The organism is Sulfitobacter sp. 1A12779 (assembly GCF_043557315.1).
In the GTDB taxonomy this organism is placed as follows: Bacteria; Pseudomonadota; Alphaproteobacteria; order Rhodobacterales; family Rhodobacteraceae; genus Sulfitobacter; species Sulfitobacter faviae.
In genome coordinates, this window is the sequence record NZ_JBIFFU010000002.1 from 288,279 (window position 1) to 309,766 (window position 21,488).

Genomic DNA, 21,488 nt, shown 5'->3' on the forward strand with positions numbered 1-21,488 from the left:
ATGGTCGCACTTTCACGCCGTCTCTTTCTGGGGGGCGCCGCGCTTGCCAGCCTCGGCGGCGGGTCTTGGATCTTTCGCCGGGCGCAGTTGCAGGACCGGGCGGAGGAACTCTATGCCACGCCGCTGAGCGCGCCTTCGGGACCGCTGCAGGTCTATCATCTGGGGCATTCGCTGGTGGGCCGCGACATGCCCGCGATGTTGGCGCAGTTGGCGGGGGCGGGGCATAGCTATCAGAGCCAGACCGGGTGGGGCAGTTCGCTGCGCGATCATTGGGAGCCGGATGTGCCTGTGAACGGGTTCGAGCGCTCCAACGATCACGCGCAGCACCGGCCCGCCCGGGCGGCCATCGGCTCGGGCGATTACGACGCGTTGGTGCTGACCGAGATGGTCGAGATCGCCGATGCCATCCGCTATCACGACAGCCCCGACCACCTTGCCCATTGGGCGCAGCTGGCCCATGCCGCCCGGCCCGACATCCGCGTCTACCTCTATGAGACTTGGCACCATACGGATGACGGCCACGGCTGGCTCAATCGCATCGACCGGGACTTGGATAAATACTGGCGGCGGCAGGTGATCTACCCCGCTTTGCAGGAAGCGGAGGTGCCCATTCATCTGATCCCCGCGGGGCAGGTCATTGCGGCCTTTGTCCGCGCGGTCGATGCCGCTGGCGGGGTGGGCGGTATCATCAGCCTGCATGACCTCTTTTCGCGCAATGAGAATGGCCGCCCCGATACGATCCACTTTAACGATCAGGGGGCTTACCTCGTGGCGCTGACCCATTACGCGACCCTCTATCACCGCGACCCGGCAGGATTGCCGCACGAATTGCTGCGCGCCGACGGCACCCCGGTGCAGGCCCCAAGCGCGGAGGCCGCCGCACTGATGCAACAGGTGGTCTGGGACGTGGTCCGCGCCCATCCCGACAGCGGGGTCGCGGCATGAGCGGTCTGGGCGGGCTGTTCTCGGTCCTGATGGTGGGCCACAGTCTTTTCGGGGCCGACGGGCCGGATATGCTGCAAGAGGCGCTGCGCGCCGGGGTGGGCCAAGGCGAGGTGCGCGCGCAGATCATCAACGGCGCGCCCCTGCGCTACAATTGGGATGAATCGGATCGGGCCGAGGGCGTGAATGCCCGTGCGCTGCTGCCCGAGGGGGACATCACCCATCTCATCCTGACCGAGGCGATCCCGCTGGCCAATCACACCCGCTGGTCGGACACCGAAGTCTATGCACAGGCCTTCTTTGATCTTGCGGCGGCGGCCAATCCGGAAGTGAAAGTCTATCTGCAAGAGACATGGCATTCGCTGAAAAGCGGCAGCGGGGAGGCGGTGGCCTATGACGATCACGCCCATATCCCGTGGCGCGAGAGGTTGGAGAGCGATCTGCCCGCGTGGGAGGGGATCGCATCGGCGGTGCGCAGTTCGGAGAAAGCGACGATCGAGGTGATCCCAGCCGGGCAAGCGATGGCCCGGCTTTATGATGAAATCGCTGCCGAAAACCTCCCCGGGCTGACCGGGATCGACGCGCTCTTTGCGGATGACATCCATCTGAACGACCTCGGCCACTACTTCGTCGCCATGGTGCAATATGCCACGCTGACGGGCAAAGACCCGCTCGGGCTCCCGATGGATTTCAATGATCGCTGGGGCAAGGCGTTCGACACGCCGGAGCCTGATCTTGCCCGCGCCCTGCAACGGGTGGCCTGGGAGGCGGTGCAGGACTATCAGGGCGGTGCCGTGATGCCGGCGCCCCCCGCGACGCGGCCAGTGGCCGAGGACAACGCCCAGACCGCGCCGATAGCCCCGACCGGCCCGCCCGCGCCCAGCCCGGCCAGCGATGTGCCCGAGGCGGCGAAACCTCTCGATCCGCCAGCCCCATTTAAGATTACCGCCCCTGAGGAGGCCGTTGCGGGCACCCGCGACATGGGCATCGGCCTTGCCGCCATTGCGGATTGGAGCGTGCAGACCCCCTTTCTTGACCTGATGAAAACCGCCCGCCCGTGGCTTGGCCATGTCGCGGGGCGCTTTGGCGGGATGGAATATGCGCAACTGGTCAAAGGCGGCTATCTCAATGCCGAGGGCTGGCCGGTGAAGATGCCGCGCGAACTGGGCAGCATTGGCACGCTGATCCTCACCGACATGCCAGCGCAGGCAACGACGCTCAAGGGCCGCTATCTGCTCCGCTTCAAAGGGCAGGGCGTGATCGAGGTCACGGGCCGGGCCGAGAATGTACGCTATGGCAAGAACGAGGTGCGGTTCGACTATGCGCCGGGGCCGGGCAGTGTCGACATTCGCATCCAGCGCATGCACCGCAACAACCCGCCGCGTGAGATCACCGTGGTCCGCGAAGACCGCGTGGCCGATTACGACGCCGGGGCGCGTTTCAACCCTGATTGGACGCGGCATCTGACGGGGATGAAGGTGCTGCGCTTCATGGATTGGATGGCCACCAACGACAGCCCCATCGCCACTTGGGAAGACCGCCCGCGCCCGGAGGATGTGACCTATGCCCTGCGCGGCGTCCCAGTGGAGGTGATGGTCGCATTGGCCAATGAACTGGGGATCGACCCGTGGTTCAACATGCCGCATCTGGCGGATGATGGCTATGTGACCGCTTTCGCGACCTATGTCGAAGAGGCGTTGGAGGGCGAACGCAAAGCCTATGTGGAGTTCTCGAACGAGGTGTGGAACTGGCAATTCGCCCAGACCCAATGGGCCGATGAGATGGCGCAGGCCCGCTGGGATGAGGCCGAGAAGGGGATGCAGTTCTATGGCCTGCGGGCCGCCGAAGTGGCACGCATCTGGACGGATGTTTTCGGCGGAGAGGCCGAGGCGCGGCTGCGCAATGTGATCGCGAGCCAAACCGGGTGGTTAGGGCTTGAGCGCGAAGCCTTGGACGCGCCGCTCTACGTGGCCGAGCAGGCGGGCAACAGCGCCCCCGCCACCGCCTTTGATGCCTATGCGATCACCGGGTATTTCGGCGGCGTGCTGGGGTTGGAGGAGAATGCCGAATTGGTCAGCGGCTGGCTGGCCGATAGCCTTGCTGAGGCTCGCGCCGAGGGGGAGGCGCAGCGGCTGAGCGGCACGGCTTTGGCCGATTATATCGCGGCCCACCGCTTTGATGCGGCCACGGCTCTTGCGGCGCAGGACCTGCGCAACGGGGGCACCAGCGGTTTGGAGACTGACACGCTGGCCGATCTCATTGGCCGCGTTTGGCCCCATCACGCCGCCGTGGCGCGGGCGCATGACCTTGATCTGGTGATGTACGAAGGCGGCAGCCATGTGGTCGGCCTCGGCGCGCAGGTGAATGACGAAGGGCTGACCGCGTTCTTTCACCATCTGAACTACGCCCCCGAGATGGGCGCGCTCTATACCGATCTGATGGCGGGCTGGCGGGCTGTCGGCGGGCAGCTTTTCACCCATTACTCCGATGTCTATGCGCCGACGAAATGGGGCTCTTGGGGGGCGCTGCGCTATCTGGCGGACGACAATCCGCGGTGGGATGCTTTGACCGCATGGAAGTGACCAACGCGTTCCAAGGGGTGAGCGTGTTGATCCCCGCCCATGATGAGGCCGACTGGCTGCCCGCCTGCCTCGATGCCCTTCGCGCTTCGGAACCGGTCGCGGGGCCGGTCGAGGTCATCGTCGTGGCCAATGGCTGCTCGGACAACACCGCCGAACGCGCCCGTGCGGCGATCCCCTCATTCGAGGCGCGGGGCTGGGTGTTGCGGGTGTTGGAACTGGCCCAAGGCGGCAAGCTTGGCGCGTGGAACGCAGGCGAGGCGGCGGCGCGGGGGGGCGTGCTGGTCTATCTCGACGCAGATGTGCTGGTCTCACCGCCCTTGCTGAGCCAGTTGCAAGAGGCGCTGGCCGGGGGCGCACCGCGCTATGGCAGCGGGGTGCCGCGGGTGACGACCTCGGGCGATTGGGTGACGCGCCATTACACGCGGTTCTGGCGGACGACCGGTTTCATGACCCATGGCGTGCAGGGCTTTGGCGTCTTTGCAATGAACCGCGCCGGGCGGGCGCGGTGGGGGGCGTGGCCCGATATCATCTCGGACGACACTTTCGCGCGGCTGAACTTTCGCCCCGAGGAGCGCATCGCCGTGCCCGCCCGCTATGATTGGCCGATGATCGAAGGTTTCGCGTCGCTGGTGCGGGTGCGCCGGCGACAGGATGCAGGCGTGGCCGAAGTGGCGCGGCTGTTCCCCGAATTGATGCGCAATGACGATCCCCATGACCGACTGCGCCCCTTTTGGCGGCGGGCGCTGGCCGATCCCTTGGGCGCGCTGGTCTTTGTCGCCGTGCGGCTCACGATCCATGCGCCGGTTCTGCGCAGTGCGAACCGTTGGGTGCGGGGGCGCTAGCGGGCGGCCTCTTGCATGTGCTGGGCGAGTTTCGCCGCCTCGCGGGCGACATCATGGCGTGCAAAGACCCGCCTGCGGGCTTTCGTGCCCATTTCCTCTAACGCGGTGAGGGGGGCGTCGTGCAGGGCGGCCATCGCCTCGGCCAAGGCCGCCACATCGCCTGCGGGCACCAGCCATCCGGTCTCGCCCGGCTGCACCAATTCCGGCGTGCCTGCGATATAGGTGGCGATCACCGGGCGGGCGGCGGCCATCGCCTCCATCACCACCATGGGCAGACCTTCGGCGAAACTGGGCATCACAAGTGCATGGGCGGTGCCAAGTTCCGCCGTCACGCGGGCCTCATCGACCCAGCCGGTCAGGGTGATGCGGGCTTGTAGATCGTGGCGGGCGATCTCGGCCTCGATCGCGCCGCGCAGGGGGCCGTCGCCGATCAGGGTGAGATGCAGATCGGGGTGGCTGTCACGCAGCCGGGCTATGGCGTCGATCAGGGCAAGCTGGCCTTTCTGCTCTACAAACCGTCCGATGGAGACGAGGCGGCGCGGGCCATCGGGCAGGGGGGCCGGGGCCGCGAATTTGGCGGGCTCAATGCCGCAATGCACGACCTTGATGCGCGGCCAATCCGCCGGGTCGGCCCAACGGCACAGCTGGCTGCGCCCGAACTGGCTGATCGCCACGGCAAAGGCCGCGTGGTGGATTTTCGCGCCGAGCGAGAGGGCGCGCGGGCTGTCAAATTCCTCAGGCCCGTGAGTGGTGAAACTATAACGCGGCCCGCCCAACCTGTGGCAAAGCATCGCGACCATCGCGGCGTTGGTGCCGAAATGGGCGTGCAGATGTTGGATGCCGCTCCCCTCAAGCCGGGCGCGCAGATAACAGGCCTCTGCCAGATAGATCAGATGGCGGGCCAGCCCCGTCTCGGCCCGGCGGGCGGCCTGCCAGACGTCGCGCAGCGCTTGGCCGAACCGCCGCGGCGCGCGCAGCATCATGCGCAGACTGGCACGGGCGAGGGCGCTGCCACCGGCGGCCAGCACATACTGGGTCGCTGCCGCCTCGGCCTTGTCCTGCGGATCGACCAAAGGGACATCGGGGCCGCGCATGGCGAAACGGTCCACCTCATGGCCCGCCGCCTCGAGCGCCGCGATCTCGCGCCGGATGAAGGAATGCGAGGGCTGCGGATAGGTGTTGAGGATATAGGCGATCTTCACGGGCGGTGCGGCCTTGGCTTGGGGCTGATAAACCTTGTTACCCGCCCGCTTGCCACTGGCACAAGGGCGGGCAAGGCTTTAAGCTTTCGCAGAGAACTGGCAGAGGCGCAGCAACGGGTGTTTTCCAAGCTTTCCCAAGCGGTAACCGGCAATCGCCTGATGGCACGGGCACTGCGCTCGACCTCTTGGATCGTCTTGGGTTATGGCGGGTCGCAGGCGATCCGGCTGGCGTCGAACCTGATCCTGACGCGGCTGCTCTTCCCCGAAGCCTTTGGCCTGATGGCGCTGATACAGGTGGTGATTGTCGGGCTGACACTGTTCTCGGACGTGGGCATCGCCCCCTCCATCGCGCAGAGTAAGCGTGGCGATGATCGGGATTTTCTCGATACCGCCTGGACGATCCAAGCGATCCGGGGGGCGTGCCTGTGGCTTGTGGCCTCGGCTTTGGCATGGCCGGTGGCGGTGTTTTACGACGAGCCGCTCCTGCTGACCTACCTGCCCATCGCGGCGCTGAGCCTCGTGGTGGCCGGGTTCAATCCGACACGGATCGAAACGGCGCATCGGCATCTGCAAATGGGGCGGCTGACGCTGCTGGACCTGACATCGCAGGTGATTGGCATCGCGGTGATGATCTTGGGCGCGGCGCTCTATCAATCGGTGGCGGCGTTGGTGATCGGCGGTGTGGTGGGGGCCTTGGCGAAGCTGGCGCTGACCCATGCCTTTCTGCCGGGACCGGGCAACCGCTTTCGCTGGGAGCGTCCGGCGGTGCGCGAGTTGGTGCATTTCGGCAAATGGATTTTCCTGTCGACCATGTTCTGGTTCTTTGCCAGTCAGGGCGACAAGGCGATCTTGGGCAAGTTCCTCTCGCTCGAAGGGTTGGGCATTTACAATATCGGTTATTTTCTGGCGAGCTTTCCGCTGTTGCTGGGGCAGAATGTCACCGGGCGGGTGATGATCCCGATCTACCGAGAGGCGGGGGGCGGCGACCATCCCAAGCTCAAGCGGATGCGCTATGGGTTGAGCGGCGGGCTGCTGGCGCTCTTGGTGGTCATGGCACTGGCGGGGCCGTGGCTGGTCTCGGTCCTCTATGACACGCGCTATCTGCAAAGCGGTGCGATTCTGGTGATGCTGGCGCTGGCGCTGATGCCGCAGGTGATCGGGATGACCTATGATCAAGCGGCTTTGGCCGCTGGGGATTCGCGGCGGTTCTTCATCTCTTCGGCCTCAAGGGCCAGCCTGCAAGTGGGGCTACTGCTGGCGGGGGTAATTACCGCCGGTCTGCCGGGGGCGCTGATCGGGTTGGGGGCCGCGATGGTGCTGTCGCATCTGGTGCTGATCTGGCTCGCAAGGGCGCATGGCGTCTGGGACGCGCGGCATGATCTGTTTTTTACCCTTTTGGGGCTGGCGCTCGGCGCGCTGGCGCTTTGGTTGCATTGGGATCGGGTGCTGGGGCTGAGCGCCACGGTCTGAGCGGCTTAGCCCTTTTGCTTGCGGGCCATTCGCGCGGCGCGGCCCTCTTTCCCGGCCTTCAAGCGCTCCTGCCAGACTTTGCCCAAGGTCCGGCGCTTTTCGCGCGGGCTGAGGTCGGGGATCGAGACGACAGGGATTAACCCGGTCTCGCGCGTCATCTGGCGGGCCGAGCGGATCACCGGGCGGCGCAGTTCCAGCAGGAAGGCCACGATCAGCGCCAGTGCCAAGCTGGCCATCCCGCCCACCGCCGCGCGTTTCTTGCGGCTGAGCGATACGGGGTAATCGGGCAGTTCGGCCTGCTCCAGCGTGATCAGTTTCTCACCTCGTTGGTCGGATTCAAGCGAGAAGCCCACCTCCGCCTCGTTCCGGCGGGCGGTGATCACCTCCAGCTGGTCTTGCAACTGGGTCAGACGGCGTTCGAACCGGGCCAGCTCCCGCTCAACCTCGGGCGAGGTTTGCAGGCTTGCGGTCAGGGTTTCGCGCTGTTCTTGCAACAGGTCGCGCTGCGTGGTCAGGCTTTCGAGCGTGGCATCCAACTCGGCCTGTTCGCGGGCGATGGTGGCGGCGCGGGCATCGGGGTTGACCCGATCGCGCGCCAGCCGCGTGGCGATGATTTCACGGTCAAGTTCAAGAATGGCGTCATTGAGGCTGCTGATCTCGCCGCGGCGAAACTCAAGACTGCCTTCGAGCGACAGATCGTTTTCGGCCCGGTAATCGGCCAGTTCGGCCTCAAGCTCCGAAATGTCGCGGATCAGGTTCTGCTCTTGGCGCTGGAAAAACTCCAAGGTTTCTTGCGTTTGGCTCTGGCGTCGGGCGGCGGACATCTGGCGCGTGCGGTCGGCGAATTCGCGGGCCACGGCCTGCGCATCGGCGGGGTTGTCCATCTCGGCGGTGAAGGTCATGACCGAGATGGTGCCGTCATCCGCATAGCCTTCGCGCGGGGCGGCGACGCCGGTGATGGTGACCGAACGGCGCAGCAGATCGACTTTTTCCGACATGCGCAACGCGGTCAGATCGTCATAAAGATCAAAGCGTTGAATGATATCGACCAAGGTGCCGCGCGCCATCAACTGCTGTTCGATCAATTGCAAACGCCGCGCCGAAGACCCTTCGACCGTGGAGGGGGCCAGATCATTGGCGATCTTGGGCTGCTCGATCTGGATGACTTCGGAGGATTGGTAGACATGCGGGGTCGCAAGCGCCCAGTAGACCGAGGCGATACAGCCCAGAAGCGTGATCAAGATAATCACGCCCGCGCGGCGGCGGATCATGTCGATGAAGTCATCGAATGTATAGATCGGTCCCATGTGCCTCTTTCCAACCTGCCCAAAGCCCCCGACCGTTGTCCGGCGGAGTTCCCCTGCCTAGATCAGACGACTTGGGCGATAATAGGGCGCAAGCAAGGACGGCGACAGGGGGTGTCAGGCATATTTCGGCAGGCTTGAGGCCCGCGCCCGGTTCAGCACGATGCCCAAAAGCGGCACCTGACCTTCGAGCATCCGTTCGCATTCGCGCAGGTGACGCGCCATGGTTTGGCTGCCGTCTGAAATCAGCAAAACACCATCCAATTGCGGCAAGAAGGCCGAGAGATCGTCATGCTCCAGCATCGGCGGCATGTCGTAAAGGATGATTTCAGGCTGAAGCGAGGCCCGCAGGCGCAGCAGGGTCTCCGCCGTGGCGCTGTCTTGCAAGATTTCGGCGGCGTTCACTTCGGCCCGGTCGTTCAGACCAAGGGCAAGCGTATCGCTGACCCGCAGCATCCCCTTGCCGAGGTCGGCACGGCCACTGAGCAGATCGCTCATCGCGCCGGGGGCTTGCATGTCAAAGGCGTGGGCCAGACCGGGGCTGCGCATGTTCATGTCCATCAACACGGTGCGCGATCCCGGCACCCGCGACAGGCTCAGCGCCAGATTAGTCGCCGAAAAGCTGTTGCCGCAACCCGAGGTGGGGGCGGTGACGGCGATATTGACCCAGCGATGCTCTAACGTGGTTTGACGCAGGCGTGTGCGCAGCAGGTCAAAGGCCCGCGCGGCGGCGCTGTTGCGATGATCGTCGACCAGCGGCATGTCGCCGCAGGGGCCGGGGGTGGCGATGGGCAGGTCCTGCCAGCGCGGCGCGCGGTCGTCACCGATGTAGCGGGAAACGGCAGGGGCGGCGGGCAGGCTGTCTTCAAAGGTCAGGTCGCCTTCGGAGAAATCGCCGTCGAACTCATCTTCATGGTCGATCACGGTGCGGCGCGGGCGGATGCTGTGGCGCATCCCCGGGCCGCCGAACTGCGCCGTCACATCGCTGTTGTCCGCGCCGAGGGCATCGGATGCGTAGAGGTCTCTCATCGTCTTCCCTTTCGATTTCTTGAACATGAGGCGCTGGATTTCTCGTTATTGCCGGGCGCGGCGAGCATCGCTCAGCACCCGGTTCGGCGCAAGACGACGCCGACGGTTTTCAGCAAAATGGTCAGGTCCATCGGCAGCGACAGATTGCGGCGATAGGCGGCGTCGACCTCATTGCGGTAGGTGAAACGGCTGTTGTTGCGGGCCGAGACCTGCCACAGCCCGGTGATGCCAGGGCGCAGCGCGAAATAGGCTTTCGCATCGCCATACATCTCAAGCTGGTCGGGCATCATGGGGCGCGGGCCGATCAGGCTCATGTCACCTTTCAACACGTTCCAAAGCTGCGGCAGCTCATCCAGCGAGGTTGCCCGCAGGAAAGCGCCGACCCGCGTGATGCGCGGATCGTCCTTCAGCTTTTGCATCTCATCCCATTCCGCCCGCATCGCCGGGTTCGCGGCAAGGTAGCTCTCCAGCACCGCGTCGGCATCGCGCACCATGGTGCGCAGCTTCAGGATGGAGAAGCCTTTGCCGCCTCGGCCAAGGCGCTTTTGCGTATAGAAGGGCTGACCGCTTTCGATCCACAGCGCCAGCGCGCAAAGCGCAATGATCGGCAGAGCGATAGGCAGGGACGCGAGGATCAGCAGCCGGTCGAGAAGCGGTTTCGCGTAGCGGCCATAAAGGCCGGTCGGACGCAGACGAAGGGCCGCCAGCGCGCGCGGCGCGGGCAGCACCGCAGTCCCCGCCACGGCGGGCTGGGCGCGGCCCAGCACCGGACCGGCGATCACTTCCATCGAGCCATAGGCATGGCTGTGTGCGTCAAAGTACTTCATTCCAAACCCCCCAGGGTTCAATCGCATTCATTCGGACCGTTTCGGCCACGGCGCCTTCGCACCGCTCCGTCTCAACGACCTATCCGGCCTATACGTTCAGGTAGGTCCGGCCTATACGTTCAGGTAGGATATGTATTATTTGTTACCACCTTTTCGCCTTATTCGATCCTTTTTCTGAGAAACAGACTGTTTCGCGGGGCGGCGGGCAGGTGGGGATTCAGGAGTGAGTTGAGGGCGTTAAGGGAGGCCGGGGGGGGGGGGCAGATGTGTGGCGTTCGATGGTGGAGGGGAGGGCGTGCGCAGGCGTCGATTGGATGCCAAGTCGTTGATAAAAAAGGTCTTATGGGGCGTTGGAGTTCCGGATGATCATCTGCCTCAGGTCTCGGCCGCTAAGCCTGTGCGCCTTCGGATAGCGAGGGTATCTAGGCGCAAGCCACCACCCGTCCCGCAATTCTCACAATAATGTCAGGGCGATAAATGGGCGACAGTTGGGCGCAGGGCGCAGGTGGGTAAACGCCAAAAACCGCGGATCGGCTGCGCGATTCCGAGGGGATTCTTTGGTGCCTTTAGAGGCTCGTCTTTGAATTCTGGAGGAGAAAAGTGGCAGCCCGTAGGGGAATCGAACCCCTCTTTCCAGGTTGAAAACCTGGCGTCCTAACCGATAGACGAACGGGCCACTCTTTTGTCAGGTCAGTGCAGCGTTTGGTGTGTGCTGCTCTGTCTGTGAGCGGACGTTTAAGTAATACTGCGGGGGGCTGCAAGCGGAAAAATGAAGTTTCTTCAGAAAAAGTTTTCAGGCCCGTGCGGCGTCCTCCAAACGCAGTTGAACGGTGCGCCGACCGCGGAAATTGTTAATGTCGAGACGGCCTGCGAGGTGGAAACGCGCGCCGCCGTGGTTTTCCAGCGCGGGGCCGAGGGGGCCGTCGTAAGCGCCAAAGGAAATCGCCTCTAGATTCGCGCCGAGGCCGTCGCCAAAGCTCACTTTGAGGTGGTTCTCGCCCACGCGTTTGGCAAAGCGGATTTGCATGTCGGCAAAGGCATAGCGCGGGGCAGGGGCGCCCGCGCCGAAGGGGCCGGCCTGGTCGACCATCTCGGCCAGTTCCACCGTGGCCGCGCCGGGCATCATCATGCCGCAGAGGTTGAGGTCGGCGGGGCCTGCCAAATGCGCGCCCTGTTTGGTGAGCAATTCGCCCAAGCGCGCCATCGCCGCTTCGATCTTGTCTTCCGCCACGGTCAGGCCTGCGGCCATCTTGTGCCCGCCGCCTTTGATCAGCAGCCCTTCGGCGGCCAGACGCTGGATCGGCGCGCCGAGGTCGATGCCGCTGATCGAGCGGCCCGAGCCTTTGCCGATGCCGTCTTCGATGCCGATGACGATAGAGGGGCGGTTGGCGGCTTCTTTCAGGCGTGAGGCGACGATGCCCACCACGCCGGGGTGCCAGCCGGGGCCAGCGGCCCATGCCAGCGGCCCGTCAAAGCCGCGTTCTTCGGCCTGTGCCATGGCGCTGGCGCGCACGGCGGCCTCCACCTCGCGGCGGTCGGTATTGAGTTGGTCCAGCCTTTCGGCGAGGGCCGCGGCCTCATGCGGGTCGGCGGTGGCCAAGAGCCGCGCGCCAAGGTCGGCCTGCCCGATGCGCCCGCCCGCGTTGATGCGCGGGCCGAGCAGAAATCCGAGGTGATAGGCCGTGGGGGCCGTGTCCATCCGCGCCACATCCGACAGGGCGGCAAGGCCGGGCCGCGCGCGCCGGGCCATGACCTTGAGCCCCTGACGCACGAAGGCGCGGTTGACGCCGGTGAGCGGGGCCACATCGGCGACGGTGGCCAGCGCCACCAAATCGAGCATCGCCATCAGGTCCGGCCCCTTGCGCCCCGCTTCGCGCAGTTGGCGCCCCACTTCGACGAGCATCAAGAACACGACGGCAGCGGCGCAGAGATGCGCCAGCGTGCCGTCTTCGTCCTGTCTGTTGGGGTTCACCACGGCCAGCGCATCGGGCAGCGTTTCGCCGCCAAGGTGGTGGTCCAACACGATGACATCCGCGCCCTTGGCGGCGGCGATGGGGCCATGAGAAAGCGTGCCGCAGTCGACGCAGACGATCAGGTCATGCTCGGCGGCGAGGGCCGACATCGCCTCGTCATTGGGGCCATAGCCCTCGTCGATACGGTCGGGGATATAGAGCGTCGCGCGGTGGCCCATGTCGCGTAGCCAGACCAGCAGCAGCGCGGCGGAAGAGCCGCCGTCCACGTCATAGTCCGCGAAAATCGCGATGCGTTCGCGGTTTTGCAGGGCCGAAAGAAACCGCGTCGCTGCCGCCTCCATATCGCGCAGGGAGCGGGGATCGGGCAGCAGGTCGCGCAGGGCGGGGGCCAGAAAGCCCGCCGCTTGGGTATCGACCACGCCGCGGCGCGCCAGCACTTGGCACACCGGATCGGGCAGGCCCGCGCGCTGCACCAGCAGTTCCGCCGCGCGGGTCAGTTCCACGTCAGGACCAATCCAGCGCCGCCCGGTCAAGGATGTTTCGACACCGAGAAAGCTCATGCGGACCTCATTTGGCCGTTATGGAAGAGGGTGGGGAGGGCCAGTCTGGCCCTCACTCCGCCGGGGTGCGGTAGTTGATGCGACGGACCGAGCCGGTGCGCGAGCGCATGATCAGCGTCTCGGTGGTCAGCCAGCCCGGCTCGCGTTTCACGCCCGGCAGGATGTTGCCCCCGGTGACGCCTGTCGCGGCAAAGATCACGTCTTGGGTGACCATCTCGTCGCGCGAATAGACACGGTCGAACTCGGTGATCCCGGCCTTGGCGGCACGGCCCTTTTCGTCTTCGTTGCGGAACAGCAGGCGGCCATACATCTGCCCGCCCATGCATTTCAGCGCCGCGGCGGCCAGCACGCCTTCGGGCGCGCCGCCTTGGCCCATATACATGTCGATGCCGGTTTCGGGGTCGGCGCAATGCATCACGCCAGCGACGTCACCATCGGTGATCAGACGGATGGCCGCACCGGTGGCGCGGACCTCGGCGATCATGTCGGCGTGGCGGGGGCGTTCGAGGATGCAAACGGTGATGTCGGACGCCGCGCAGCCCTTGGCGCGGGCCAGCGCTTCGACACGTTCACCGGGGCTCATGTCGAGGGTGACGACATCGGTCTCAAAACCCGGGCCGATGGCGAGCTTGTCCATATAGGTGTCCGGCGCGTGCAGCATGGAGCCGCGCGGGCCCATGGCGATCACGGTCAGCGCGTTGGGCATGTCCTTGGCGGTCAGCGTGGTGCCTTCCAGCGGGTCGAGCGCGATGTCCACGCCGGGGCCTTTGCCAGTGCCGACCTCTTCGCCGATATAGAGCATCGGGGCCTCGTCCCGCTCACCTTCGCCGATGACCACGACGCCCGCGATGTCGAGCATGTTGAGCTGTTCGCGCATGGCGTTCACGGCGGCTTGGTCGGCGGCTTTCTCGTCACCCTTGCCGATCAGCTTGGCCGAGGCCAGCGCGGCGGCTTCGGAAACGCGGGCGAGGCCCAGAGAGAGCATGCGGTCTTGGAATTCGGCGGAAGCGGTCATGGAGTGTCCTTGGGTGCAATGTGTTTTCTGTCCTGTACCCTTGCGCGGGCCTCGGGGCAAGTTTTGGGTTTGGGAAGGGGCTGCCCCTTTGGCCGAAACTGCCACCCCGGCCCGGAATCAAGCCGCAGCCGCCGGGCCATCGCCTGCCCGCCTCGTCACGCCGAAGGCGTGCCGGTCTATCTAGGCGCACCTTTGGTGCGACAGGATAGGCGATTTGCTGGGGCTGGGTGCGCCCCCTCGGGCGCGCACCATGGTTGGGCCATAACGTGGCACGAAGCACCGCTCATCGCCCACCCGCGGGCAGGCGATGGCCCTCAGCCTCAGACCTCTTCGATCCGCAGCGCCACCGGTTCACCGGCCAGCACGCCCGTCTTGTCCATATTCGCCAGCGCTTCCAGCAGCGCGTCGCGGCTGGTCTTATGGGTCACGATCAACACGGGGGCCGAGACATCCGCATGTTCATACTGGCGCATCCGGTAGATGCTCACACCCGCTTCGCCCAGCACCGTGGCGATTTTTGCCAGCGCGCCGGGTTTGTCGACCAGCGCCATGCGCAGGTAGTAGGGGGCGGGGCGCTGACTGCTGGCGGGGGTGGTTTGCTCAAGCGTCTCGGCAGGCTGGCCAAAGACCGGCCCACGCAACCCGCGCGCGATGTCGCAGACATCGGCCATCACGGCGCTGGCCGTTGGCCCTTCGCCCGCACCGGCACCGCGCAGCACGATCTGGCCCACGGCATCGCCTTCGATCACCACCATATTGGTGCCGCCGTCAAGCTGCCCCAAAGGCGATGTTTGCGGCACAAGGCAGGGCATCATCCGCTGCTCCAGCCCGCGGCCGGTTTTCTGGGTCACGCCCAGCAGTTTGATCTTATAGCCCATGTCGGCGGCGGCGCGGATGTCTTCGATGGCGACCCGCTCGATCCCCTCAAGTTGGATGCCGTCAAAGTCGATCTTGGTGCCGAAGGCGATGGAGGACAGGATCGCCAGCTTATGCGCCGCGTCGATGCCGCCCACGTCCAATTGCGGATCGGCTTCGAGATAGCCCAGCCCATCGGCCTCGGCAAAGATCTCTTGATAGGTTTTGCCCGAGTCCTCCATCCGCGTGAGAATGTAATTGCACGAGCCGTTCATCACCCCCATGATCCGGGTGATCTCATTCCCGGCAAGCCCCTCCATCAGCGTCTTGATGACCGGGATGCCGCCCGCCACAGCCGCCTCATAACGCAGGGCCACGCCCGCGCCCTCGGCCTGTTCGGCCAGCGCTTGTCCATGGATCGCCAGCATCGCCTTGTTCGCGGTGACCACATGTTTGCCCGCCGCCAGCGCGGCTTCGGTCGCGGCCTTGGCGGGGCCGTCCGCGCCGCCCATGAGCTCGACGAAAACATCCACGTCGTCGCGGGTGGCCAATTTGACGGGGTCATCCTCCCAATCATAGGAAGACAGCGACAGCCCGCGGTCCTTGTTCCGGGTGCGGGCAGAAACCGCCGAGACCGTCATCGCGCAGCCGGTGCGGGCCTCTAACAGGGCGGCCTGCTGGCGCAGAATGCGCAGCACACCCACGCCCACGGTTCCCAATCCGGCAATCCCGAGGCGAAGCGGCTTAGACATGGCGGTGGTCCTTCTGGTCTGATCCGAAAGGCCCGGCAGGCGAGGCCGGGCATAGCCGCGATGTAGCGGGTTCGGCGCCTGCGTGCAACGCGCATACGCATCACGGGGATGCCCGTTTATTCAGCGCTTTCGCTGTCCTCGGCGGCTTGGCGGGCGCGCCGGAGTTCGGCAGCACGCGCCCTGAGCCGCGCCACCCGCGCGGCACTGGCGGATTGGGCGCTTGTGCGGCTGACGCGCGCCGCGCGGGCTTCAAGATTGGCCGCACGCCCCGTGAGCGCCGCTTCGGTCCGCAGCGGGTCGATCCGCCCGGCGGTGGCCTTGGCCAAAAGCGGGTCGATCGGGACCAGATCGGGGTAGGGGGCGGCCTCCAGTTCAGGCGTGATGGTGCGGTCGAGTTCGGGAAACTGCGTGCAGCCCGCCAGCAGCGAGACGCCCAGAAGCAGGGCGATGGTTGAAAGAGGGCGGGGCGGGCGCGCTTGGGTCATGCCTCGTTCTGCCCCAGCCGTGATCTTCGCGCAAGCGGGGTTTGCTTTTGAACGCTTGTTCATTAAATTGCCGCCATGGCAAGAACCACAGGCTCCCACTCCGATATCACCGGCCCGCGTGTCCGCGCCGCCGCGCTGCGGCTTTTCGCACGGGGTGGCTATGCCGCCGTATCTATGCGCGCCATCGCCGCCGAAGTCGGCGTGCAGGCCGGGGCGCTCTATAACTACACGCCCGACAAGCAGAGCCTGCTGTTCGACCTGATGCAGGCGCATATGACCGACCTGCTGGCCGAAACACCCCATGACCCCAGCCGCTCCGCCATGCAGCAGTTGCAGGATTTCGTGGCCTTTCACATTCGTTTTCACGCGGATCGGCCCGATGAGGTTTTCATCGCCTATATGGAGCTGCGCAATCTGACGGAGGAGAATTTCGCCGTGATCGAGCGCCTGCGCCGCGACTATGAGGATCGGTTAGAGACGATCCTGCACGCCGGGGTGGCGAGCGGCGATTTCGCCGTCACCGACACCAAGATCGTGACACTGGCGATTATCGCCCTGCTGACCGGGGTGAACACTTGGTACCGTGCGGGCGGACGGCTGTCGCTGGACGAGGTCGTGGCACAGTATTGGGACATGGTGCGCAAGGCCGTGACCGACTGAGCGGCCACGGCCTTTTGGGTCAATGGGCGGGGCGGATGAAGGTCCCGTTGTTCAGATCCCGCATCGCCTGTTGTATCTCGGCGCGGGTGTTCATCACGATCGGCCCGTGCCACGCCACCGGCTCTTCAATCGGCGCGCCCGAGATCAGCAGGAAACGCACGCCTTCCTCACCGGCCTGCACCGTGACCTCATCCCCGGTGCCAAAGCGGATGAGCGTCCGGTCGCCGGACATGTCGCGGATGTTGACCTCCTCGCCGGCGACCTCTTTCTCCAGCAGCACGCCCGATGGGGCGGAGGCATCGGCGAAAGCGCCCGCGCCTTGAAAGACATAGGCAAAGGCCCGGCGGTAGGTGTCGATCCGAAAGGTCTTTTTCACGCCCGCAGGCACGAAGATATCCAGATACTGCGGATCGGCGGCGATGCCGTCGACGGGGCCGCGTTTGCCCCAGAACTCGCCCGTGATGATCTTGACCCTTGTGCCGTCATCATCGGTCACCACCGGGATCTCGGCGGATTTCATATCCTGATAGCGTGGCGCGGTCATTTTCTGGGCCGAGGGCAGGTTGCCCCAAAGCTGAAAGCCGTGCATCTGCCCCTTGTCGTTCCCGCGCGGCATTTCTTGGTGCAGGATGCCCGATCCGGCGGTCATCCACTGCACGTCGCCCGCGTTCAGATCACCGGTATTGCCGAGCGAATCCGCATGGGCCACGGTCCCTTCGAGCACATAGGTAATCGTCTCGATCCCGCGGTGCGGGTGCCAAGGGAAGCCTTTCTCGAAGTCGCGCGGATGCTCGTTGCGGAAGTCGTCGAACAGCAGAAAGGGGTCAAGCTCCGACGGGTCGTGGAAGCCGAAAGCGCGGTGCAGTTTCACCCCGGCGCCTTCCATCGTGGGCGTGGCGCGGCGGGTTTCCAATGTGGGTCTGAGGGACATGATGCTCTCCTTTGCGGTTGCTTAGAAGATAGGCGGTGGCGGTCACCTCAACAATTGGCCCCGGCGAACGGGGCCTGTGCGAATTTGCGCAGCTTCAGCAATTCGGCACATTCACCGCCAACCCGCCGAGGGAAGTTTCCTTGTATTTCTCGCTCATGTCCGCGCCCGTCTGGCGCATGGTCTCAATGCAGGCATCCAGCGGCACCAGATGGGTGCCGTCGCCGCGCAGCGCCAGAGAGGCCGCCGAGACCGCCTTGATCGCGCCCAGGCCGTTGCGCTCGATACAAGGCACCTGCACCAGCCCTTTGACGGGGTCGCAGGTCATGCCGAGGTGATGCTCCAGCGCGATTTCGGCGGCGTTTTCGATCTGCTGCGGGGTGCCGCCCATCACGGCGCAAAGCCCGGCGGCGGACATGGCGGCGGCGCTGCCGACTTCGGCCTGACAGCCCGCCTCGGCCCCCGAAATGGAGGCGTTGTATTTCACCAACCCGCCAATCGCGGCGGCGGTGAGCAGGAAGTCTTCGATATGCGCCTCTGACGCGCCGGGGACATGGTCGAGGTAATAGCGCAAGGTCGCCGGCATCACACCTGCGGCCCCGTTGGTCGGCGCGGTCACGACCTGCCCGCCTGCGGCGTTCTCCTCGTTGACGGCCATGGCGTAGACGCTCATCCAATCGTTGATCGTATGCGGGGCGGATTGGTTCTGTCCGCGCTCCGCCATCAGCGCGTCGTAGATGCCCTTGGCACGGCGTTTTACCTGCAAGCCGCCGGGCAGGGTGCCTTCGGAGGTCAGCCCCCGGTCGATGCAGTCGCGCATGACCTGCCATAGTCGTTTCGACCCGGCGCGCAGGTTCTCGGCCCCGCCGCGCGCCTCTTCATTGGCGCGTTTCATGCTCGCGATGGTTTTGCCGGATTTGGCCGACATCTCAAGCATTTCCGCGGCGGACTTGAAGGGGAAGGGCACCGGCGCGCCCTCATCCGTGTCCTTGCCTGCGGCGAGTTCCTTTTCGGTCATCACGAAGCCGCCGCCGATGGAATAATAGGTCTCGCGCAGTGTCACGTCGCCTTGGGCATCGGTGGCCATCAGCATCATGCCGTTGGCATGGCCCGCAAGTTTGGTGTCATAGTCAAAGATCATGTCGCGCTCAGGGTCGAAACGCAGTTCGGGCAGACCGTCGACGCTGATGCGGCGGGTCTGTTTGATCTCTTCCAACACCTTCTCGGCGGCACCGGCGTCATAGTCCTCGGGCGTGAACCCGGCGAGGCCGAGGATCGTGGCGCGGTCGGTCGCATGGCCGACGCCGGTGAAGGCGAGGCTGCCGTGGAGCGAGGCGCGCAGCCCGGCGAATTGGAAAGGCGATGCGCGCATCTGATCAAGGAAACGCCCCGCCGCCACCATCGGCCCCATGGTATGCGAAGACGAGGGGCCGATGCCCACTTTGAACATGTCGAAGACCGAAAGAAACATCAGGTGGCGGACCCTTTTATGGTTGCGGGTGGCGGGCGCGGTGGGACGGGTATCGCCCAGACCTCTGGCGCATTGCAAGCGACCTAGGCCCGATCCAACCATTTCCCGCCGCCCCGCGGCGCGCCGAAAGCGACAGGCCGTGCGCTCTGCCCGTCCTGTCGGCGTGCGGCACCGCCAAAAACCGCCGACTTGCCCCTCGCACCCTATGCCAATTCGCCCTATAACGCGGCAAACGCCTGCAAGGGAGCACCCGATGTCCGGAGACCTATCACCGATCGACAAGGCCAAATTCGTGGCCGCGAAACGGGCGTGCGAATTCGTGGAAGACGGGATGCGCGTGGGGCTTGGCACCGGATCGACGGCGGCGTGGCTGGTGCGCTGTCTGGGCGAGATGGTACGCGACGATGGGCTGCGGATCAAAGGCGTGCCGACCTCCTCGCGCACCGCGCAACTGGCGCGGGATGTGGGGATCGAGGTGATCTCCCTCGATGAGGCGAAATGGCTCGACCTGACGATTGACGGGGCGGATGAATTCGACGGCGACCTGAACCTGATCAAGGGCGGCGGCGGGGCCTTGCTGCAAGAAAAGATCGTGGCGACGGCCAGCGACCAGATGGTCGTGATCGCCGATATCGGCAAAGAGGTGCATCATCTGGGGGCATTCCCCCTACCGATCGAGGTGATTCCCTTTGGCTGGCAGACCACGCAGGCGCTGGTCGAAGAGACGCTGATCTCGATGGATGTGCTGGGCCAAAGCTCGACCCTGCGGATGAATGGCGAGGTGCCTTTTATCACCGACGAGGGGAACTATATCCTAGACCTGCGGCTGGGGCGCATCGGCAACGCGCGGCAATTGGCGCTGGTGCTGAACCAGATGCCCGGCGTGGTGGAAAACGGCCTGTTCATAGATATCTGTGACGCGGTTGTGATCGGTTACGGGGATGGCAGGGTAGAGGTGCGCGACATAAATGAAGGCACCGTGGCGACCGACCGTCTGGAATTCGTCGAGACCGACAACCTGTTTTCCGACCTGAGCGATTAACGCCCGCAAAACGAGACACGCGCGACCCCGCGCAACACCGAAATATGCGCGATCCCGCGCAACACCAGAATATGCGCGATCCCGCGCAAGACCCAAAACGACTAAGAGAGGCGCCAAATGGCCAAGAATGAATTCGACTACGACCTGTTTGTCATCGGTGGCGGCTCGGGCGGTGTGCGCGCGGCGCGTGTCGCGGCGGGCGAACATGACGCCAAGGTCGGTCTGGCCGAAGAAGACCGCTATGGCGGCACCTGCGTGATCCGGGGCTGCGTGCCGAAAAAGCTGATGGTCTTTGCCTCGGGCTATGCCGATGTGGTGGATGAGGCGAAATGCTTTGGCTGGGATCTCAAGGCTGGGCCGTTTGACTGGCATGACTTCAAGGGCCGTCTGAACACTGAGCTGGACCGTCTCGAAGGTGTCTATCGCAAGCTTCTGAAGAACTCCGGCGTTGACACATTCGACGCCCGCGCGCGGATCAAGGACCCCCATACCGTGGCCCTGTCCGACGGCACCGAGAAGACCGCGAAACACATCCTCATCGCCAGCGGCGGTCGCCCCGTGCGCCCCGAGATCGAGAATGCGGAACTGGGGCTGGTCTCTGACGATCTGTTCCATCTGGAGAAGCTGCCCAAGTCGATCCTGATCATCGGCGGCGGTTACATCGCCTGTGAATTCGCCTGTATCCTCAACGGCTTGGGTGTCGAGGTGACGCAATACTACCGCGGCGCGCAAATCCTGCGCGGCTTTGACGACGAAGCCCGCGGCATGGTGGCCGAGATGATGCAGGAAAAGGGGATCGACCTGCATCTTGGCACCAACATTCTGGAGATGACGCCCAGCCACGAAGACGGCAGCGGCCCGATGAAGGTCAAGCCGACCAACGGCACCGAAAAGATGTTCGACCAAGTGCTCTTTGCCACGGGTCGTCGTCCCAATAGCGATGACATGGGGCTGGAAGACCTGGGCGTGAAACTGGGCCGCAGCGGTGAGATCGAGGTGGATGAATACAGCCAAACGGCGGTGCCTTCCGTCTATGCCATCGGCGACGTGACCAACCGCATCAACCTCACCCCCGTGGCGATCCGCGAGGGCATGGCCTTTGTCGAGACCGTCTTTGGCGGCAACCCGACACCGGTCGATCATGATCTGGTGCCTTCGGCGATCTTCACCCAGCCCGAGATGGGCACGGTGGGGCTGAGCGAAGAGGCCGCGCGGGAGGCGGGGCCGATTGAGGTCTATGCGACCTCCTTCAAACCGATGCAGGGCGCTTTTGCGGGCAAGGCCGACCGGGTGCTGATGAAGCTCATCGTCTGCGCCGATACGCGGGTGGTGCTGGGCTGTCATATCGTCGCACCCAACGCGGGCGAATTGATCCAGATGGTCGGCATCGCGGTCAAGATGGGCGCCACGAAAGAGCAGTTCGACGCCACATGCGCGGTGCACCCGACCATGTCCGAAGAACTGGTGACGATGCGTAATCCGACCCGCACGGCTTGAATATCACGCGAAAGCGTACAATTTTTGGAACGATAGGCCGCATGGGCGGCCC

General features: G+C 64.9%; 17 protein-coding genes and 1 tRNA gene. 7 read left to right on the forward strand and 11 right to left on the reverse strand.

Translation table 11 applies throughout. The annotated features are described in order from the left end of the window. The 3 genes from ACGYLQ_RS04075 to ACGYLQ_RS04085 are packed head-to-tail and all read left to right on the forward strand — an operon-like array spanning position 1 to position 4,366. Complete coding sequence (locus ACGYLQ_RS04075; RefSeq protein ID WP_394440607.1) at positions 1 to 945, forward strand: hypothetical protein; 945 nt, start codon at positions 1 to 3, stop codon at positions 943 to 945. Beyond that, positions 942 to 3,524, forward strand: coding sequence for a hypothetical protein (locus tag ACGYLQ_RS04080; RefSeq protein WP_394440609.1), 2,583 nt, complete (start codon positions 942 to 944; stop codon positions 3,522 to 3,524). The genes ACGYLQ_RS04075 and ACGYLQ_RS04080 overlap by 4 nt, the downstream gene beginning before the upstream one ends. Continuing rightward, complete coding sequence (locus ACGYLQ_RS04085) at positions 3,515 to 4,366, forward strand: glycosyltransferase family 2 protein (protein WP_394440611.1); 852 nt, start codon at positions 3,515 to 3,517, stop codon at positions 4,364 to 4,366. The genes ACGYLQ_RS04080 and ACGYLQ_RS04085 overlap by 10 nt, the downstream gene beginning before the upstream one ends. On the opposite strand, the gene ACGYLQ_RS04090 is transcribed toward ACGYLQ_RS04085, so the two are convergent. Next, the gene (locus ACGYLQ_RS04090; RefSeq protein ID WP_394440613.1) at positions 4,363 to 5,568 is read right to left on the reverse strand and encodes a glycosyltransferase; all 1,206 of its coding nucleotides are present in this window, start codon (positions 5,566 to 5,568) and stop codon (positions 4,363 to 4,365) included. The genes ACGYLQ_RS04085 and ACGYLQ_RS04090 overlap by 4 nt on opposite strands. 159 nt (positions 5,569 to 5,727) lie before the next feature. Here ACGYLQ_RS04090 and ACGYLQ_RS04095 point away from each other — a divergent pair, with 159 nt between their 5' ends. Further along, entirely contained in the window at positions 5,728 to 7,038 is a 1,311-nt protein-coding gene (locus ACGYLQ_RS04095) for an oligosaccharide flippase family protein (protein WP_394440615.1), read from the forward strand. 5 nt (positions 7,039 to 7,043) lie between these two features. On the opposite strand, the gene ACGYLQ_RS04100 is transcribed toward ACGYLQ_RS04095, so the two are convergent. The 8 genes from ACGYLQ_RS04100 to ACGYLQ_RS04135 form a co-directional block, all read right to left on the reverse strand. After that, positions 7,044 to 8,345, reverse strand: coding sequence for a chain-length determining protein (locus ACGYLQ_RS04100; RefSeq protein WP_067266217.1), 1,302 nt, complete (start codon positions 8,343 to 8,345; stop codon positions 7,044 to 7,046). A gap of 114 nt (positions 8,346 to 8,459) precedes the next feature. After that, the gene (locus ACGYLQ_RS04105) at positions 8,460 to 9,371 is read right to left on the reverse strand and encodes a CpsD/CapB family tyrosine-protein kinase (protein WP_394440617.1); all 912 of its coding nucleotides are present in this window, start codon (positions 9,369 to 9,371) and stop codon (positions 8,460 to 8,462) included. Positions 9,372 to 9,442: 71 nt separating this feature from the next. Then, positions 9,443 to 10,159 carry a sugar transferase gene (locus ACGYLQ_RS04110; protein WP_394440890.1) on the reverse strand — a complete coding sequence of 239 codons (717 nt, stop codon included), beginning with the start codon at positions 10,157 to 10,159 and terminating at the stop codon, positions 9,443 to 9,445. Positions 10,160 to 10,799: 640 nt separating this feature from the next. Beyond that, positions 10,800 to 10,874, reverse strand: a tRNA-Glu gene (locus ACGYLQ_RS04115). 117 nt (positions 10,875 to 10,991) lie between these two features. Beyond that, positions 10,992 to 12,731, reverse strand: coding sequence for a single-stranded-DNA-specific exonuclease RecJ (gene recJ / locus ACGYLQ_RS04120; protein WP_394440619.1), 1,740 nt, complete (start codon positions 12,729 to 12,731; stop codon positions 10,992 to 10,994). A gap of 52 nt (positions 12,732 to 12,783) precedes the next feature. After that, complete coding sequence (glpX, locus tag ACGYLQ_RS04125; protein ID WP_067266210.1) at positions 12,784 to 13,746, reverse strand: class II fructose-bisphosphatase; 963 nt, start codon at positions 13,744 to 13,746, stop codon at positions 12,784 to 12,786. Positions 13,747 to 14,066: 320 nt separating this feature from the next. Beyond that, on the reverse strand, positions 14,067 to 15,353 hold the full coding sequence (locus ACGYLQ_RS04130) for a homoserine dehydrogenase (protein ID WP_067266207.1): 1,287 nt from the start codon (positions 15,351 to 15,353) through the stop codon (positions 14,067 to 14,069). A gap of 116 nt (positions 15,354 to 15,469) precedes the next feature. Further along, positions 15,470 to 15,838 (reverse strand): hypothetical protein, encoded by a 369-nt coding sequence (locus ACGYLQ_RS04135; protein ID WP_394440621.1) that lies wholly within the window; start codon positions 15,836 to 15,838, stop codon positions 15,470 to 15,472. Between the two features lie 75 nt (positions 15,839 to 15,913). Between ACGYLQ_RS04135 and ACGYLQ_RS04140 the strand changes: the two genes are divergently transcribed. After that, complete coding sequence (locus ACGYLQ_RS04140) at positions 15,914 to 16,498, forward strand: TetR/AcrR family transcriptional regulator (protein WP_394440623.1); 585 nt, start codon at positions 15,914 to 15,916, stop codon at positions 16,496 to 16,498. Positions 16,499 to 16,517: 19 nt separating this feature from the next. Here ACGYLQ_RS04140 and ACGYLQ_RS04145 read toward each other — a convergent pair whose 3' ends face one another. Next, positions 16,518 to 17,429: a pirin family protein gene (locus ACGYLQ_RS04145; RefSeq protein ID WP_067266199.1), complete on the reverse strand. Its 912-nt coding sequence runs from the start codon at positions 17,427 to 17,429 to the stop codon at positions 16,518 to 16,520. 94 nt (positions 17,430 to 17,523) lie between these two features. Further along, positions 17,524 to 18,897, reverse strand: a complete 1,374-nt coding sequence (locus ACGYLQ_RS04150) for an L-serine ammonia-lyase (protein ID WP_394440625.1) — start codon at positions 18,895 to 18,897, stop codon at positions 17,524 to 17,526. Positions 18,898 to 19,150: 253 nt separating this feature from the next. On the opposite strand from ACGYLQ_RS04150, the gene rpiA reads away from it, so the two are divergent. Next, on the forward strand, positions 19,151 to 19,939 hold the full coding sequence (gene rpiA, locus ACGYLQ_RS04155; protein ID WP_067266197.1) for a ribose-5-phosphate isomerase RpiA: 789 nt from the start codon (positions 19,151 to 19,153) through the stop codon (positions 19,937 to 19,939). A gap of 117 nt (positions 19,940 to 20,056) precedes the next feature. Further along, positions 20,057 to 21,436 (forward strand): glutathione-disulfide reductase, encoded by a 1,380-nt coding sequence (gene gorA / locus ACGYLQ_RS04160; RefSeq protein ID WP_168612717.1) that lies wholly within the window; start codon positions 20,057 to 20,059, stop codon positions 21,434 to 21,436. Positions 21,437 to 21,488 lie beyond the last annotated feature (52 nt).

Excerpts from the sequence above, each read along its gene's own strand:
- ACGYLQ_RS04075 (WP_394440607.1), top strand. The coding sequence starts at position 1 with ATGGTCGCACTTTCACGCCGTCTCTTTCTGGGGGGCGCCGCGCTTGCC.
- ACGYLQ_RS04080 (WP_394440609.1), top strand. The coding sequence starts at position 942 with ATGAGCGGTCTGGGCGGGCTGTTCTCGGTCCTGATGGTGGGCCACAGT.
- ACGYLQ_RS04085 (WP_394440611.1), top strand. The coding sequence starts at position 3,515 with ATGGAAGTGACCAACGCGTTCCAAGGGGTGAGCGTGTTGATCCCCGCC.
- ACGYLQ_RS04095 (WP_394440615.1), top strand. The coding sequence starts at position 5,728 with ATGGCACGGGCACTGCGCTCGACCTCTTGGATCGTCTTGGGTTATGGC.
- ACGYLQ_RS04100 (WP_067266217.1), bottom strand. The coding sequence starts at position 8,345 with ATGGGACCGATCTATACATTCGATGACTTCATCGACATGATCCGCCGC.
- ACGYLQ_RS04105 (WP_394440617.1), bottom strand. The coding sequence starts at position 9,371 with ATGAGAGACCTCTACGCATCCGATGCCCTCGGCGCGGACAACAGCGAT.
- ACGYLQ_RS04110 (WP_394440890.1), bottom strand. The coding sequence starts at position 10,159 with ATGGAAGTGATCGCCGGTCCGGTGCTGGGCCGCGCCCAGCCCGCCGTG.
- recJ (WP_394440619.1), bottom strand. The coding sequence starts at position 12,731 with ATGAGCTTTCTCGGTGTCGAAACATCCTTGACCGGGCGGCGCTGGATT.
- glpX (WP_067266210.1), bottom strand. The coding sequence starts at position 13,746 with ATGACCGCTTCCGCCGAATTCCAAGACCGCATGCTCTCTCTGGGCCTC.
- ACGYLQ_RS04130 (WP_067266207.1), bottom strand. The coding sequence starts at position 15,353 with ATGTCTAAGCCGCTTCGCCTCGGGATTGCCGGATTGGGAACCGTGGGC.
- ACGYLQ_RS04135 (WP_394440621.1), bottom strand. The coding sequence starts at position 15,838 with ATGACCCAAGCGCGCCCGCCCCGCCCTCTTTCAACCATCGCCCTGCTT.
- ACGYLQ_RS04140 (WP_394440623.1), top strand. The coding sequence starts at position 15,914 with ATGGCAAGAACCACAGGCTCCCACTCCGATATCACCGGCCCGCGTGTC.
- ACGYLQ_RS04145 (WP_067266199.1), bottom strand. The coding sequence starts at position 17,429 with ATGTCCCTCAGACCCACATTGGAAACCCGCCGCGCCACGCCCACGATG.
- ACGYLQ_RS04150 (WP_394440625.1), bottom strand. The coding sequence starts at position 18,897 with ATGTTTCTTTCGGTCTTCGACATGTTCAAAGTGGGCATCGGCCCCTCG.
- rpiA (WP_067266197.1), top strand. The coding sequence starts at position 19,151 with ATGTCCGGAGACCTATCACCGATCGACAAGGCCAAATTCGTGGCCGCG.
- gorA (WP_168612717.1), top strand. The coding sequence starts at position 20,057 with ATGGCCAAGAATGAATTCGACTACGACCTGTTTGTCATCGGTGGCGGC.